This is a genomic window from Mucilaginibacter galii (assembly GCF_014635825.1).
Classification (GTDB): domain Bacteria; phylum Bacteroidota; class Bacteroidia; order Sphingobacteriales; family Sphingobacteriaceae; genus Mucilaginibacter; species Mucilaginibacter galii.
On record NZ_BMDO01000005.1, the window covers coordinates 1 to 15,273 of the forward strand.

Sequence of the window (15,273 nt, forward strand, 5' to 3'; positions counted from 1 at the left end):
TCGGGGTGGTCAATTTGGCCCGGAATGCCTGGTCAGTTTGCCCCGGAATGGGGTGGTCAATTTGACGCGGAATCAATGGTCACATTCCGCCGGAATCAGGTGGTCAATATCAGCGGTATATCCACTTTAGACAGGTTTTGTCACCTTTTTGGCGGAATGGACGGGACTCGAACAATGCCGTTATCTAAATGATAATCAATGATATGTGTTTCTAAATATTCAAAAGGTAACCGATTAGGTAACCGAATGTTTAAGTCTGTTTTGATTGAGTTTGAAAAATAACTAAATCAAATATAAAAAATATAGGCGAAAGTTTCAAAATATTTTTTTAGACGTTTAACTGGTTGTTAATGGCTTATCTGCCTTGCTAAAAAATTTCTATGTTAAAGTTTGATTTCAAATTTTCAGTTCTGTATTTTTCAAAAATTCTAATAGATAAGCGAATGTATCCAAGATTGGAAACGGCAAACAGTTGGTCGGCAGTTGTAAAAGCTGCTCAAAATGCCATGGAACATAACTTGAAGTGGAAGAGCCCTATTCGTGGCTATGTTTACCGGGTGAGTGGAGTTTATCGTAACCATATAGAAGTTTTTCGCTCAAGCACTAAGACTGTTGCCAAACTAAGTAATAAATCTGTACGGAATGCGGTATTGCGTTTAAATAGTAGTGCTGGAATGGTAGCAAGAACAAAACTTTTAGATAACGTCGCCTGGGAAAGTGCTGTTACGTTTCTGCATCCAGATCTCTATTGGAGTGATGATTTTTCTCAAATATATGTGAAACACTTATCTTTAAGCATTTTCAGGCAAGAGATCGGTGGTGTATTAAGGGCTATAACTGAAGCAGATGATGACGATGGCCAAATTCAGCAGTTTGCACGTCTAGTACGGCGGGGGCAGAAGAAGTTAAGGGAAATTTTGTTAATACAATACCAAGAAAGATGCAGCATTACCGGTGTCGGCCCGTCCTATGTACTTGAAGCTGCGCATATCGAGCCACACGCTGTCCAAGGTATTAATGAGTCAACAAATGCCTTTTTACTACGGGCGGATATACATACATTATTTGATTTGGATATGTTAGCAATACATCCTGAAAATTTAACTGTATTTGTCCATCCAAAGCTTGAATCAACAGTATATCAAGATTTGGCTGGTCGTAAAATTTTGCCAAGAATCGACGGGCAGCAACCAGATACTGAAAGGCTGTTATCTCGGTGGCTTGAATACAACTGGATTTGATTCTTAACGTTATTAGAAATAGTTATTGCATTCTATTTAAGATTTCCAAGATAATGGAAGTTTGGACAGTTGGTAAGGATTCTTCATAAAATGTGGCAGCTCTAATATTAGTTAGTCTACCTTCATTATTAGGTATTTGAATCACGAATTCGGATTTTACTATCCACTTAACACGTATTGAGAGGCTTTTCCACGTAGTAAAATTGGACAACGTTAAATCTTCATCAATTATGCTGGTCATGAAGTTCTTTGTCACAATACCAATACCCTTAACACGTAACTGCCTTGAGCCCGGTGCATTTGCCTTAAGATATATAATGTCGCCTACCTTTAATGCTGCAGTTGCAACATATAAATCTTTTGCATTGGAGTAATTCCACCCTATTACGAAGTTTTCATCTCTGAAAAAATCATTTTTCTTTTCAAGCCCATCCCAATTTGATCCAGCACCGAATATAGCCATGTGATTTTATTAATTAGTTTGCTATGAAATTAGTAACGTTCAATCACGATTAAAATCGGCTAAGATACTCAGCTTTGAAATTTCTCTTATCAAAGCATGACAATATTTGGCTTCTTAATAGGTTTATCAGCATGTATTTAAAGAAGTCAAGGACTCAGTCTACAGCTTATCTAAAATCCTTCGATTTACACTACTTAAAATGTCAGCTCCAGTTTTAATTTTTCTTTAAGCATATCCCACCTTATGTCAACAAATTCTATAAATTTTGAAAATTCTGTGATTCTAGGTAAGATTTGCTTATTAAAATCTACAGGATATGATTTTATCCAGTCTTCAAATGTCTTATCACTTTTTGATTTGTTCTCGTTACTATCAAACATTTGCAAGTTTACAATGCCATTATAACACCAATTATCTGTGTAATAATTCCCTTTTTCTTGGGATAAATCAATGCCATGCTTCTTTAAACTTTTACTATTGAACTGACTCTTTGGAAAGATGTGATCTTTGTTAAAGTCATTATTCTTATAATCAAGGTGCGGATACAGTAAAGCTAAAATTGGAAATGCGTATCTATCTTCGTACGTTGTATACAAAAGATTTTCAATTGCTTCATCATCCATTGTTATCGACTTTCTTGTCTTAGATAGTGTTTTGGCTATCTTTGTTGCAGGGAATAATAGTGCACCCCTTTTTATCTCTTCTTGAACGACATCCCGAATAATTTTCAGAACAGTATCAGCCTGACCACCAAATATTCGCTTTAATAAAACGGTATGAAACCATCTTTTTATCAAATCTCTATCTTCTTTGTATGCTACTTTATTTTTAAACTGTTTAGACTTACCACTTATGAACAAATAGTGAATAATTGGAAGTAATGCATTCTTAGAAGTTATAGTTTGCTCCACATATCCGAAACTTTTTACTAATTCAATTGATTCAGCAATTGCTTCTCTAATTGCTAGCCAATTATTTTTAAACTCAATAGCATTCTCAACTGAAAAGTTTGTCACTCTAAACTTAATATCCTTTTGGCTAAAAATCAGTAGATAGGTCCTAATTATTAAATCTTTGTCAATAACAATTTCTGTCGACTGCCAAATTTCATCAATCAAGTTATTGAATTCCTCCCTTGCAGATATGGTTTTTGAACTCCAAACTGAAATGATTGTTGACATTATTAAATCTGAATACGATAATTTTTCACCCCCACTATTAATTCTAATAAAAATATTCAGAGCCTTGTCATAGTCTTGATCAGTCTCTAAATAGTAATTAATAAAATTTTTTACGTGAACGACATCAAAAAGCTTAAATAGGGTGCTGCTTATAAATTCATCATTATCAAAACCTTCTCTTTTCAAATATTGATTTAATTCAAATGTACCAGTTATTTCTAAAATCTTACCAACTTCAAACCAAGTGCTTTCGGAGACAGCTAAATCTTCATTTGTGAGAAATTTAAAATCATAAACCCGGCCATCCTCATTATCATCCTCATCAATTGATCCTTCTGTAAGGCACAGATGCAATTTTCGCGTGGGTATTGAGTGCTCATTGTCCTTCCAAGCGAAATTTTTCTTTTTATGGGCATAAGACCCTTTAAGTCCAATGTACAACGCTGTAAGCCGCTGCTGTCCATCTAAAATTGCTTCGAAATCAGCGATGGAATTTGTGTTTACTTCTTTACAATGTGTATTATATTTTTCTCTAAAAGTTTTCAAAACGCTATAGAAACGATGATTTACTTTATTTTCCCCCTGCACTTTCCACATCAATAATGATCCAATCGGATAATTACGCATTAGGCTATCAAACAATAATTCTATGTCAACAGATTCCCAAACAAACTCTCTTTGAATTGCTGGTAACAAATATTGGTTGTAGTCTATTTTCTCAATTGCCTGTTTTACAGATATAGGAGGATTGTAGCTCATTTATGATTAGGTATCGTATCTTCAAAGATATAACATATAGATAGTTTTATGATTACTGTTTTAACGACTTGTTTGATCGATCAAAGTTTAAGTTGATAACTTTTACCTATAACTATCTATTCCAACGCTAAAAATCAGTTTCTAAAGACATACTCATTTGTAAATGAGTTCTAATAGTTGACTTTAAAAATTAACGCTGATTTTGGGCGTCGTCTCCAATCTTCTGCTTCTCTATTATTAAGCGGAGATCGTGATCTGACAGTAGTGATAGTTTAAGCATTTCGTCCAATGCTATTGCTTTGTAAGTACGAGCGTTAAAAGAACTTGCAGCCATGTAATGTTGACCATCCATAGAGTTCGTATCAATTAACACATCCTCTTCAGTAGTAAGTTCCAACAACTGATCTTCAGTTTGTGTGATTATAAACATGTCATCAAAACTGAGGTTCAATTCAGGCAATTGAATACGCCACCCACGCAGCCAAGTGAAATCTGTTATATTAGGGTTAAAATACTGAAATCGCCATCGGATACTTTCATCAAGTAATAGATGCTCATCTGACCCACCGTATATTACGGGGCGGGCACCCATATCAAAAAGTTTTGCGCGATTAATTGCCACACCGAATGGGGCGTATGTTGGGTTTGAGTGGCGATTGAAGATGTCGAATAAGTTTCCCATTGATGTCAAGGGAGCTTCGGAGAAGCAAATGTGTCCTGACTTACTCATGTCCAGCAACTTGCCATCTTTTAAGATTTGTTGTAATGTAGCAAATGCATTTGCATTCTTTGTAAAATGAAATAGATAAGGTGATAAATCATTCCTTGATTCTATTATCTTGATTGTTCCAGGTGTTAATGCCATTAAATAATTGATAAGGTGTATACAATATTACAATATGATTAAGCATTTAGGAAATACAGCTGCCGGGACGAAACTGTAGCGTTAGATCTTACTAAATCTTAAACGTTGCAGCCAACAGACCTTTTTGGTCAAAGCGGTGTTTAATGAACATAGCTTGGCCCACAAATATGGGCTACATTTAACCCGCTCAATGGTAAAGAATCTTTAATATAAACCTGCAACAGTCAGCCAATTTTATAAACTTAATTACCCTCATGTTTGAGCTATTAAATTTTCATCATTAACTATCTTTAGGGCTCAGGATGTTATGTCCCTTGCGACTTTGCATATTATGACCATATTCGCAATTTGCACTAAATGAAGATTTTTAATATTAGCTGTGATCAAATTAATTAAATCCTTATGATGCAGCATAATATTAAATATTTATCTCATGAAAATAAGTCATTGTATCCAGTACATCAATAAATGTCGCTGACCTGTCCTCTTGCTGTACGGACTCCGGTTGGGGAACTACTGTATGACCAACAATTTGATGGTAACCATCGAGCATGTCTGCGATTAGTTCTTTTCGATCCGCCCAGGTGATGCCACCCAGGCCTTCACCGCCCCGGGTACTTCCTGCCTGATGAAGCAACCAGCGGTGTACCGTGCTTTCAACTTTGTTAAACAGATCGGCAATTGTCCAGTTTTCATCGTTCATCCCTTTAATAATCCGGTGTTTACTAAATTCGCTGTACCATTTGTTGGTAATGCCTGCATGGGATATGATCGTGTTTCCCCGCTGATAAGCCACCTTGAAAATATCACTGTTTCGTCTAAACAAAAAGCTTAGTGATTTTTGCATGCTGGGCCGGAACCCGGAACACAGGTAGTGTGGATAATGGAGGTATTGAATGTCGTGATTTCCCAGCAGCAACTCAAACTTCTCCGTATACTGACGTTTCAATTTGATAATATTTTCTAAGTTTAGCCGGATGGTACTGTCCGGCAAGTTCCAGTGATCAACATAGTCTCCAACGAACACAATTTTGTCATAGCGGTTGATGTCTATTTTCTGCCATACATCTTTACCGTGCAGGTCTCCAATAATAAGGTGTTTCATTTTGTAAAAGTTACAAGTTTAAAAAGTGATTTAAAAAGTTAACATGCATGACCGTTTATAAGTTGGCTGAATTAATTTGAGTCTCCATTGCCGTTAGTGATCAGCTAAGAAGAGCTGCTGACCCTGATATTTCTTCTTTAATTCCCGCATGTCCTTGCTGACCTTAGTGTCCGTTACTCTTGCATAAATCTGGGTAGAACGAATATCCTTGTGCCCAAGCATCTGCCCAACGGTTTCTATAGGAACACCATTGGTCAGGGTCACAGTCGTCGCAAACGTATGCCTGGCACAGTGATAGGTCAGGTGCTTGCTCCAGCCCATTTCAGCTGCGATAGTTTTAAGTAATTTATTAGCCGTCACATTGCTGATCTTGGGCAACAGAAAATCCTCATCCAGAATACGCGGGTAGTCTTTGTAGTAATTGATCAACCGAAGTGCCGGGCTTAGCAGCGGAACCCGTACCCGGTTGTTATTCTTTACCCGGTGGGTTTGTAACCATATACCACCGTCTTCACCTTTTATAATATCGGCAGATCTAAGCTTAACCGTATCTGCATAGGACAAACCGGTGTAGCAACTGAATAAAAACAGATCACGCACACGCCGAAGCCTTTTTCCCGACAGCTTTTTAGTGGCCAGCTCATGAAGTTCCAAACTGGTCAGGTACTCCCGGAACACCTCTTCTTTTTTAGCCCGGTAAGCGACGAAAGGGTCGCGGCTGATCCAGCCGATCTCCTGGGCGACCTTCATGATCGTCCGCAGCTTTTTAACCATATGAATGGCCGTATTAATCTTAACACCGTAATCCGTTTTCAGGTAATAGTCAAAGTCCCGTATAAACCGGAAATCGATCTGATCAAGGCGAATATCATCCGCCTGAATTTTCAACATCAGGTATTTTTTAAGTATTCGGAATACCGATGTGTACTTTTGCAGGGTACCGGGTGTATAGCTCTTACCGACCAGACCAGCAATTTGGTTAGTATGGTAAGTCCAAACCTGCGACAACATTTTAGGGGGATCAAGTTCCTCGCCCTGCATGAGTTTACGGATCTGAACGCCATGGAGCTGTTTACCCGATGCATAAAGATCCTGCTTGCAGGCATACGCACGGGCACTAAGCAGGTCAAGCCAGTGGTTGATGGAACGCGCCTCCTCCTTGTTGCCCTTGACTCTTTTTAATTTATTATCCCAGTCCTCGGGACGGCAGCGCCGTCCTGTTGACCATTCCTCGCGGGTGCCGTTAACGGTTAGCCGGATATAAATGGGGATGATGTCTTCATGTTTACCGGTGCGGTGTTTCAAATAGAGCAACACTTTAAATGTTTGGGAAATGGCTGGCGTAATCAGTTCCGCTTCGGGCTTTTTTTTTGATCCCCGGCCAGCATTTTTTCAATGTCTTCCGGCTTGTAAAAAAAGATATTACCCGCCTTATGCGCCGTAAGCTTTCCGGTAATACGAAGTGTTTGCAGAGTTCCGGACGAAATTTGCAGCATCGTACAAACATCCCTGCTTCGCAGCCATTTTTGTTTGGACAATCCCTGCACCCCCATTAAGGGCTTAAAGAAATCGAACAATTCCTTCTTGAAATTTTCCAGGTCTTTTTTAGTTAATAACTCGTCAGGACTCACAAATGATCAGATGTTTAATAGGTTAATTTATATATGTGTAGATGGCCGCAAAGCGCTAGCCTAAATCGGGTTTGCCACGATATTTTTCTTTTTTGCCAGCTCCGGGAACATCATCAAAAGATTTACTCCTAAATAATTTTCAAGGTGTGCATCTGCAATGAAGCGGTATTCGGCGATGTGGCCGACGCTCGTTTTTGAATACAGCCGAAATGCTTGATGTTCGTGAGCAGGTCTCCGTAAGTAAAGGCAGTGTAACTCTGGTAGTGTTTATTATATGTGTTTCCATAACGTTCAATTTGGTATCTCCAAAATTGCGCTATCGTGTTAGCGTACCGAACCATCAAAGGTTGTACTTTACCTAAATTCTGGTTGTAATCTACAAGATATCTATCCTTGTATGTTTATCGGTAGTACCGAAGAACTACCGATAAAACCTCACAGTTCATATGAAATGCCTCCAACCTGGGTCAATGGCCGTAAAAAGCGGATAAATCATAATAAATAGGATGAAGAATACCCCAATCATATTGAACAGCCAGCTTTATAGACCTTAAATTCCTCAAATCAGATTAATATTTATTCATCGGTAGTACCGATGAACTACCGATAAAACCTGCCAAAAGCTTCCAAAATTTGCAGAACACAATCAAATAAAATTATGGCAGCAGAAATTATAACCAAAGACGACCTAAACGAATTTCGGGAGTTACTACTCAATGACTTTAAGGCCTTATTGCAAGGCAAAAACCCGCAGGAAAATGCCAAGTGGCTCAAAAGCTACCAGGTAAAAAATATGCTGAAGATCTCACCGGGTACATTACAAAACCTCCGAGTAAACGGCACCATACGTTATACTAAGATCGGTGGGATCTTGTATTATAAGCAAGAGGATATTCATCGTCTTTTGGAAGGGAAAAAATGAGGTGGGTTTAGTAGATGGTTGAACAGGATGAGTCATTGCGCCGCTTAAACAACCGGGAGCTTAGAGCAGGTTGATTGTCAAGGGTGGTGCTGCCAAAAACAAACAAAGGCACCATTCATGTACCCTTGACGATCATCCTGCGGCGCTATCTTTGTGACTGCGGTGTGAGGTAGTTAAGTTAAAGGGCTTAATACCTACAACTGTTCCTTTTAAAATATAACCTGTGGTTATAGGAATTGTCACTGATAGCAATATGGTGGATTTTAATCAAACCTCGAATAGTGACAAAACCTAATCTAAAATATAACTCCTGGTTATAGGATATGTCACTTGCGGCGTAACCGGGATTTGATGCGGCCAACAAAACGGGCTATCCATTTATCCAAAGGATATTCCTGCCGCCGGTAAGTTTTTACCCCATACAGCAAGATCACTAATAGCAAGAACCATTCAAAGATGCCCATTCATTCAAATTACAGGTAGTTAATTAGACACTCCCAAGAGCAGGTATGTTACGAACATCGCGAGTTTCATTCCTGCACAACTGCTTAAAAAGGCTGGCCGTGCAACGGAACCCTGCGCGATAGCGCGTGGTGCAGTGAAGCGGCCTGCCTTTTTAAGCGCCTGATGGTTGGCCTGTAATCTTAATTAGATCTTGATACGTGTAAAGTACCGGCTTGCCCTTACCCGTATGCCTGACATAAATAGGATAATGTTCAGCTAACTGCTTTAGGAAGCTATCTTCAAATAGAGAAAAATGCTCCTTTAAAACGGTCAGCCGATTGTTGCTTGTATATATCCAGTTCAGCAGGTCGTCGGCGTCCACTGTGTTCATCAGATAAAAACTACTCGCCCTGTCCATAGCAAACAATTGCGTCTTACAATCAAATGGGAAAGCTGCACCGTTCAGAGCCAATGCAGCAGACAGGTAATAATGATCTTTCTGTTCTTTCAATACAAAGTACAGTTCAGGCCGTGAAGTGGAGAACCGGCACGGCTTGATATCTCTTTTTTGAATACCGGCTTTGCCTCCCCTGAACCTCAGCCGTATCGGCGTATAAGCACAAGTGTAAGCTTCGAAAGCTAATAAAGGCAGTGCCTTTTCCCAAAGCTGCAAAACAACCGCTTTGAGCGCACGATTATCTGCTACCTCTGGGTGGTATGATCTCCTGCCACGCACATTAATTAAACCATACAGTTCAGCTGCGATATTGATCAGTTGCAATTGACTTGCGGTAACATCTGCAGGCACGAAACGACAATCAAGCGGATGTTCCTCAAAACTCACCAATGATGAATTATCCGAACCGGTAGTCGCCAAACACGGTATTAACACCGGCAACTGGCAAAGCAAGTGATCCATCCTGCCATACCCGATGCAAAAGGCCATCACCTGGCGGTTGCCTTGCAACAGGTCGGCCTTGGGCGTTGCTGATGCAGGCAAACTGAACGTACTGCTGCCCCTGAATCCTACCCCAGGCCTAAATAGGTTGCCGAACTGTGGCTGTGGCTCCACGTGAATGAAACGCTTGCTGACCAATACATCCAGGTACTTACGCTGTAACTGCTCATTCGTATCATAACCTAGCCAGTAGAACTCTTTTAGGTTGAGTGTGTTCGTCCATGCCATATTATAATGCCCGATATAAGCATGTATGCACATCGTTCTATCGGGCATTCCGCAGCTACAGGCAATATGAAGGGTTTCCGGTTCCGTATGTAAATGTAAGGTCTCAGCAGACCTGCCGGATAGTTGTGCCATTACGGTGATAATTCCATGCTGATAGCTGATATACTCCACCTTGTTACCGTAGTAGAGCTTTCTCCCTTTTGGCAACAGGTAATGCTGCTCCAGCATTGTCCTTGTCAGGTGCAGTTGTCCCTCATTAAGCGGAATGGCATAAAAAAAGGTATCCACAGGCAGAATGGTCGGTTGGATTTTCTTTTTAGCCGGCATAAGGAAGTGGGTTATTGATTTCAGAGGTGATATGGATTGTTGGTGCTGCCTGGTCGGCCTCGTTCTGGTATTGCAAAATCTTAGCTAATCCTAATTCTTCGGTCACGTTAAGCAATTCTTTCACGCGGGTAAGCAGGGTATCTGCATCCGCGTCCTTAACGACATAATTCACGTTATAGCGCGTTTCGCTATAACCATCCCTGAGCAAGGCGAAAAGCCGTTTATCCTCGTCTGTCCGGCGTGGAAGTGCATAGGCAAGCTTGTCAGAAAACAAAGCGCAGTGGTCAAGCAGGCGGCTGATGTTGTGCATATCGCACTGGTAGGCAGTGAATACCCTAATTAGTGTCTTGCAGGCTTGTTCGACCGCCTGATGCAGCATGAATACGCAAACGGCATAATAACGCGTTTCAAAGCTGTTTTCGGTACCTTGCCAAAAGCCCAAGGCCATCTCATAATAATGATGGTAGCTCTTTTCTGCTTTGGCAAGCTTAGTTGCCGGATTGATGCTGTGATAATTTAGGTCAAGCCGCAAGCCGGATTTGGAATAGAGCTGCATACTATACTGGCAGGCCGTTGCATAAAACCGGCTGCCCTGGTTAACCGCATGTGTAACTGACTCCAACCCATGTACGGCAATGGTGACATTCACATCGGGATGATGGGTGTTGATGAAGTCCTGCACCTGGTGCTCCATCCGCTGGGTTTCTGTAGTGATCATCAGCAGATAATAGCGTACTGCATTATGATCATTACTGCTACCGAAACAGCTGGTTGTCGTTCGGCATTCCTCAACGCTTCCAAAACAAATGATGTACTGTGTGTCCCACTTTTCTATTAAGGCGGTAACGATCTTTTCCAGCGCACGGTAATGGCTGGCGGGTAGGGTGATTGCATGTGTTTCCATAATTGTTCAACTTTGAATACTCAAAGTTGAAGGCTGGCTATAACGTACCGTACCAAATACACTTGTACTTTACAAAGCGGTGCTTGTTTTGTACCTTTACCAATAAGCAATACATTTGACCTATGGCAGAGACATTACATATCGGACGCAAGATCGCAAGGATACGGGAGTTAAAAGGCATTAAGCAGGAAGCCCTTGCAATTGACCTTAACGTTTCGCAACAGACTGTTTCCAACTTTGAAAAAAGTGAAAAGATAGAAGATGAGGTTTTAGAAAAAATTGCCAAAGCTTTAGGTGTTGCGCCCGAGGCTATTAAAAATTTTAACGAAGAGGCTGTTATCAATTACTTCAACACTTTTAACGATAACAGTTTTACTAATGGTGCTTATAATGCTTTTAGCTGTAACTTCAATCCCATCGATAAATGGTTGGAAGTAATTGAGGAAAATAAAAGACTCTACAAGGAAAAGGTCGAATTATTAGAACGCCTTTTAGCCAGTGAGCGTGACAAAGTTGAACTGCTAAAAGGCAAGCAATAATTGCTTGCCCTCCGGCGGTCCTAAGATAAATGATCAAACTATTCGTCAGCGGCTTTCCCCTTGACATCACCGAAATAGAACTGGCTAAACTGATTGCCCCGCACGGCGATATTGCTACACTCAAAATAGTACGCGACAAGAAAACCCGTATCTGTAAGGGCTATGCGTTTGTAGAAATGGAAACCAAAGAGGGTGCAGAACAAGCCTGTGAAGCCTTGAACGGCACCCCGATGCTGGACAGGGAGCTTACTATTAAAATCTCCGAAGACAAGCCGGTTATTGCAGCGCAGTCCAAACGGTTCAGCAATACTTCCCGCACCAACCAGTCCAATATCCGTAGTAATATCAGCCAAACTTCTGAACGCCCCAAGCGGCCAAGGAAACATATCTAATCATTACTCTACCGCGTATTTGTTCTTGCCTGTTTTTGCCTCCTACGGTTTCTACCTAAGATTGCCTCATCGTCTATGTCATCGCTTATTTCAATATCAGGTATATACCCGACACCAGAATCCCGCCAATCATTATAGCGGCCAGTACCGTTATCCACTTCAGCATTTTCTGGTATAGCATCCGCTGACCCATCAGTTCTTGCTTCATTGCTGTAAGCTGCTTCGTCTGATCGCGCTGCGTCTCTTCGATCTGCTCCAGCCGTTGAAGTTGGTCCGTATAGTCGTCCTGTAGCATCTGTAGGAGATCTTTCATTGTTGTCCAACTCCGTTGTGAAAGCTGCCAGGCTTGCGGCGGTTTCGTCTCCGTATTTGTTTCTTGTTCGTTCGTTTGCCTGGCGTATTGCCTGGCCATCTCTACCTTGTTCATAGTCTACTGTCTTAATGAGTTCCGCCCATTTAAAGCGGTTGCCTAATGCCTGCCCCTTGATCTTGAATTCTCCATGGAAGTACGTGATTCCACTAACTCTCCCGGTCGATGCCTGGTTAAAAAGTAAATGAATGCCCTCTGCGTTACATTTATTTATAAAGTCTTGTAAGGATATACCCGGTTTAGACACCAAGCGTAAAAGCTTATCCTGAAGCACCATTTTATCCGAACCCTTGCGCGTTCGTTTAACCATTTCCAGTTCGTTATTGGTAGGTGCCCTCAATGGTGATCTGTTATACTGTAATTTGGGTACCTTGCTGTCTGGCTCTACGGTTATACCGCTATCTTGATCATGAGGTACAGCGTTACCTTGCTCTACAGGTACATTGTTACCCCGATCGGCTGTTACACTGGTATATTGCTCGCCTGTTATAAAGTTACCTTGCTCTGTTGTTATACGGTTATGCTGTTCATCACCTAGAGTGCTGTCTTGTTCTACAGTTATACGGCTATCTTGATGCTCAGATATATGGCTACTTAGTTCTACCGGTACATGGATTCGGTGCTTCACTCGTACAAGGTTATACTGCTGCTCTAATTGAACCGCGATAGCATCACTCTTTTTATAATTGTTGCTATCTGAAACGACCTCTCCATCAAAGGTGATGCGGTTAACCAATAAGTGCAGGTGCGGATGATCGGCATCGTGGTGCCGGAAGATAAAATACTGGTTACTGGTATAGCCGCTCAGCCGCAGGTAATCTTCTGCAATGGCTAACAGTGTTTTGTTGTCCAGTACATCGTCCTTGTGAAAGTTCAGGCTGGTATGGTAAACATACCTGTTAAGCTTTGGCCTTAGACTGCGCACGAGGTCAACCTCAAGTTTGATCATCGCCAAATCCATTGATGTAAAGTTGGTCGATAACAGCTTAGCCCTTAGATTTGGATCAGGGTGCATTAACTTATTCCAATTATACTTTAAGGCACCCATGAAGCTTTTACCGATCTTCTGACTGGCTATCATGGGTAAGCAAAAGATTAATGATTTGATGCTCCTGGCGTTTAAGGTCTATTAACAGATCCCTGATACCATAAGGAAACTTACCGCCGTTAGCATGTTTAGCCAATTGGTTAATATTGACACCGATCTTTTTCAATTCGGCGTAGGATGCCAGGTCGACCCTTGCCATCTTCACCCTGGAAAACCTGCCGTTAAAGAGTTTTGTACGGATCAGGTCGCCTGGTGTACAGCCGGTTTGATCGGCCATTGTTTGAAGCGCATCACGCTGCGCCTGGGTAACGCGGAAAGTAAAAAAGGAAGTCTTTTTTTCCGTTGTAGAAATTTTTGGCCTTGCCATAAATTCCAAAAAATTAGTTGGTTTGTAAGTGCTGCCAAGACTTTGGTCAGCTTCTAATGATAACCCCCCAGGGGGGCTGCGAAGTCACCCTCCACATATTATGATCAGCCTTTACCTTAAGGCTTTATATACTAACACCTAAGTTAGTTATTTTATTATTTATCTCCAAAAAACTTTCTTGGCTGTGCTGAACAAAGTGAAGTATAGCGGGTCCGGGTATATACCCGGCAAGGCGTTTTTGTAACACAAAAACATGCCTTGCTTATGCTATTTGCAGCGTCTATTTAACGTTAAATTTGGCTTAGGGAGTGCTAATTAAATAAAAGTCCCCCTTTTAAGTGAGATCGACCTTTGATAGCCATTAATTTTTAATTTTGCAACAATGGCAACCATCGTTGCTCTAATAACCATAGTTTACTATGCGTTGTGGATCTTTTTGACATTGAGAAAGATTCGCCGTAAGGCTAAGAGAAGGAAGAAAAGGTAGGTTTTTAAACTCCCTCCGTTGTAATGAACGGTTAATAGCCAGATCAACCCAAACTGCCTTGTGGAAAGTTTTTTAGGGGCATTGCGCAAGATGGATGCCCTATTTTTTTAAATCAACATATTATTCCCTAAAAAAGGAAAAGTTCACACTGAACTTTTCCTTAATATTTTAAAGTTATTGATAAGAGAAATTATCAATCATCTGTCCAACGCTCAGTTATTGCCCATTTAGTGTGGGCGCCAATTTCGTATTCTATTTCCTTGGTACGTTCATCAAACCCAAGTTTATCAATTAAAATTGGATCAGCCCATTTAACATATTCAGTATCGCCCGAATCGCACAATGCCTCTAAAGCATGAAGCTGGTCAGTATCCGGCACCAAATCAAAAATTTCAAAAATTAAGATTTCCTGGCAATCTAATTTTTTTGCTTTTTTTACGGGTGTTTGTAAGGTAGTAGCATATTTGTAATCGATATACCTAAAAATATGCTTGTCAACAAAAGCGGGAGTTAACAGTTCTTCACAGAACTCTCGCCATTGTGAGATTTCGCGATCTTCGCGTGAGTGAAACCACTTTATTATACTAATTACATTTTTGCCTGGCAAGGTAAACCTCAAATCATTTTTGGCAATACCGTTATCGGTTAGGAATCTCCTATCAGGTTTTACATTAAATTTTTTGAAAACCGTTTCAACTCCTGGTAGTGTTTTATAAGCACCGCCGACCAGTTGGTAGTAGTTGTTTTTACGGTTTTTCACCAGCAAATACTTACCCTTAACTTTAATTCTAAATAAATACGATATAGATAGCCGTACCTCTTGGTTCCTATACCTAAACTTTGTTTTCCAAAAAAGGCCTAAATGCTTAAGACTGTACAGCCCTTCTACAATTCCAAAATAAATGGGAGAAGATACAATATTTACAAGAATACCGGTGGCAATTGCCCATATCGGTAGGGATGCGTTCTGTGTTATTAAAATCCAAGCGATCAAGCCTATGCTTGTAATAAAAACCAGAAATTTAATTAAATTTTCTCTCAT

At 40.6% G+C, this 15,273-nt stretch carries 16 protein-coding genes; 4 read left to right on the forward strand and 12 right to left on the reverse strand.

Annotated features, from left to right (window positions below):
• Positions 1–380 precede the first annotated feature (380 nt).
• Complete coding sequence (locus tag IEV61_RS10090) at positions 381–1,241, forward strand: HNH endonuclease (protein WP_188416244.1); 861 nt, start codon at positions 381–383, stop codon at positions 1,239–1,241.
• Positions 1,242–1,263: 22 nt separating this feature from the next.
• Here IEV61_RS10090 and IEV61_RS10095 read toward each other — a convergent pair whose 3' ends face one another.
• From IEV61_RS10095 to IEV61_RS10120, 6 genes are all read right to left on the reverse strand, one after another.
• On the reverse strand, positions 1,264–1,704 hold the full coding sequence (locus tag IEV61_RS10095) for a hypothetical protein (protein WP_188416245.1): 441 nt from the start codon (positions 1,702–1,704) through the stop codon (positions 1,264–1,266).
• 194 nt (positions 1,705–1,898) lie between these two features.
• Positions 1,899–3,644, reverse strand: a complete 1,746-nt coding sequence (locus tag IEV61_RS10100) for a DUF262 domain-containing protein (protein ID WP_188416247.1) — start codon at positions 3,642–3,644, stop codon at positions 1,899–1,901.
• 190 nt (positions 3,645–3,834) lie between these two features.
• Complete coding sequence (locus IEV61_RS10105; RefSeq protein ID WP_188416249.1) at positions 3,835–4,509, reverse strand: hypothetical protein; 675 nt, start codon at positions 4,507–4,509, stop codon at positions 3,835–3,837.
• Positions 4,510–4,927: 418 nt separating this feature from the next.
• The gene (locus IEV61_RS10110) at positions 4,928–5,614 is read right to left on the reverse strand and encodes a metallophosphoesterase (RefSeq protein WP_188416251.1); all 687 of its coding nucleotides are present in this window, start codon (positions 5,612–5,614) and stop codon (positions 4,928–4,930) included.
• A 93-nt stretch (positions 5,615–5,707) separates the two neighbouring features.
• A complete protein-coding gene (locus IEV61_RS10115) occupies positions 5,708–6,919 on the reverse strand; it encodes a site-specific integrase (protein WP_188416253.1) in 1,212 nt (403 codons plus the stop codon).
• 41 nt (positions 6,920–6,960) lie between these two features.
• Positions 6,961–7,245 (reverse strand): helix-turn-helix domain-containing protein, encoded by a 285-nt coding sequence (locus IEV61_RS10120; protein WP_188416255.1) that lies wholly within the window; start codon positions 7,243–7,245, stop codon positions 6,961–6,963.
• Positions 7,246–7,903: 658 nt separating this feature from the next.
• Between IEV61_RS10120 and IEV61_RS10125 the strand changes: the two genes are divergently transcribed.
• A complete protein-coding gene (locus IEV61_RS10125) occupies positions 7,904–8,167 on the forward strand; it encodes a helix-turn-helix domain-containing protein (RefSeq protein WP_188416257.1) in 264 nt (87 codons plus the stop codon).
• Positions 8,168–8,493: 326 nt separating this feature from the next.
• Here the strand turns inward: IEV61_RS10125 and IEV61_RS10130 are convergent, their stop codons facing one another.
• The 3 genes from IEV61_RS10130 to IEV61_RS10140 all read right to left on the reverse strand — a co-directional run bounded on the left by IEV61_RS10130 (position 8,494) and on the right by IEV61_RS10140 (position 11,028).
• A complete protein-coding gene (locus tag IEV61_RS10130) occupies positions 8,494–8,631 on the reverse strand; it encodes a hypothetical protein (protein WP_188416259.1) in 138 nt (45 codons plus the stop codon).
• Positions 8,632–8,783: 152 nt separating this feature from the next.
• On the reverse strand, positions 8,784–10,124 hold the full coding sequence (locus tag IEV61_RS10135) for a hypothetical protein (RefSeq protein WP_188416261.1): 1,341 nt from the start codon (positions 10,122–10,124) through the stop codon (positions 8,784–8,786).
• Positions 10,114–11,028 carry a HEPN domain-containing protein gene (locus IEV61_RS10140; protein WP_188416264.1) on the reverse strand — a complete coding sequence of 305 codons (915 nt, stop codon included), beginning with the start codon at positions 11,026–11,028 and terminating at the stop codon, positions 10,114–10,116. The genes IEV61_RS10135 and IEV61_RS10140 overlap by 11 nt, the downstream gene beginning before the upstream one ends.
• 122 nt (positions 11,029–11,150) lie before the next feature.
• Between IEV61_RS10140 and IEV61_RS10145 the strand changes: the two genes are divergently transcribed.
• Together IEV61_RS10145 and IEV61_RS10150 are read left to right on the forward strand one after the other, a co-directional pair.
• Positions 11,151–11,567, forward strand: coding sequence for a helix-turn-helix domain-containing protein (locus IEV61_RS10145; protein ID WP_188416266.1), 417 nt, complete (start codon positions 11,151–11,153; stop codon positions 11,565–11,567).
• A gap of 29 nt (positions 11,568–11,596) precedes the next feature.
• Positions 11,597–11,959 (forward strand): RNA recognition motif domain-containing protein, encoded by a 363-nt coding sequence (locus IEV61_RS10150; RefSeq protein ID WP_188416268.1) that lies wholly within the window; start codon positions 11,597–11,599, stop codon positions 11,957–11,959.
• An 8-nt stretch (positions 11,960–11,967) separates the two neighbouring features.
• Here IEV61_RS10150 and IEV61_RS10155 read toward each other — a convergent pair whose 3' ends face one another.
• The 3 genes from IEV61_RS10155 to IEV61_RS10165 all read right to left on the reverse strand — a co-directional run bounded on the left by IEV61_RS10155 (position 11,968) and on the right by IEV61_RS10165 (position 15,273).
• Complete coding sequence (locus IEV61_RS10155; RefSeq protein ID WP_188416270.1) at positions 11,968–13,410, reverse strand: relaxase/mobilization nuclease domain-containing protein; 1,443 nt, start codon at positions 13,408–13,410, stop codon at positions 11,968–11,970.
• Positions 13,385–13,744, reverse strand: a complete 360-nt coding sequence (locus tag IEV61_RS10160) for a plasmid mobilization protein (protein ID WP_188416271.1) — start codon at positions 13,742–13,744, stop codon at positions 13,385–13,387. Before IEV61_RS10160 ends, IEV61_RS10155 begins: the two co-directional genes overlap by 26 nt.
• 680 nt (positions 13,745–14,424) lie before the next feature.
• Positions 14,425–15,273, reverse strand: a complete 849-nt coding sequence (locus tag IEV61_RS10165) for an SMODS-associated NUDIX domain-containing protein (RefSeq protein WP_188416273.1) — start codon at positions 15,271–15,273, stop codon at positions 14,425–14,427.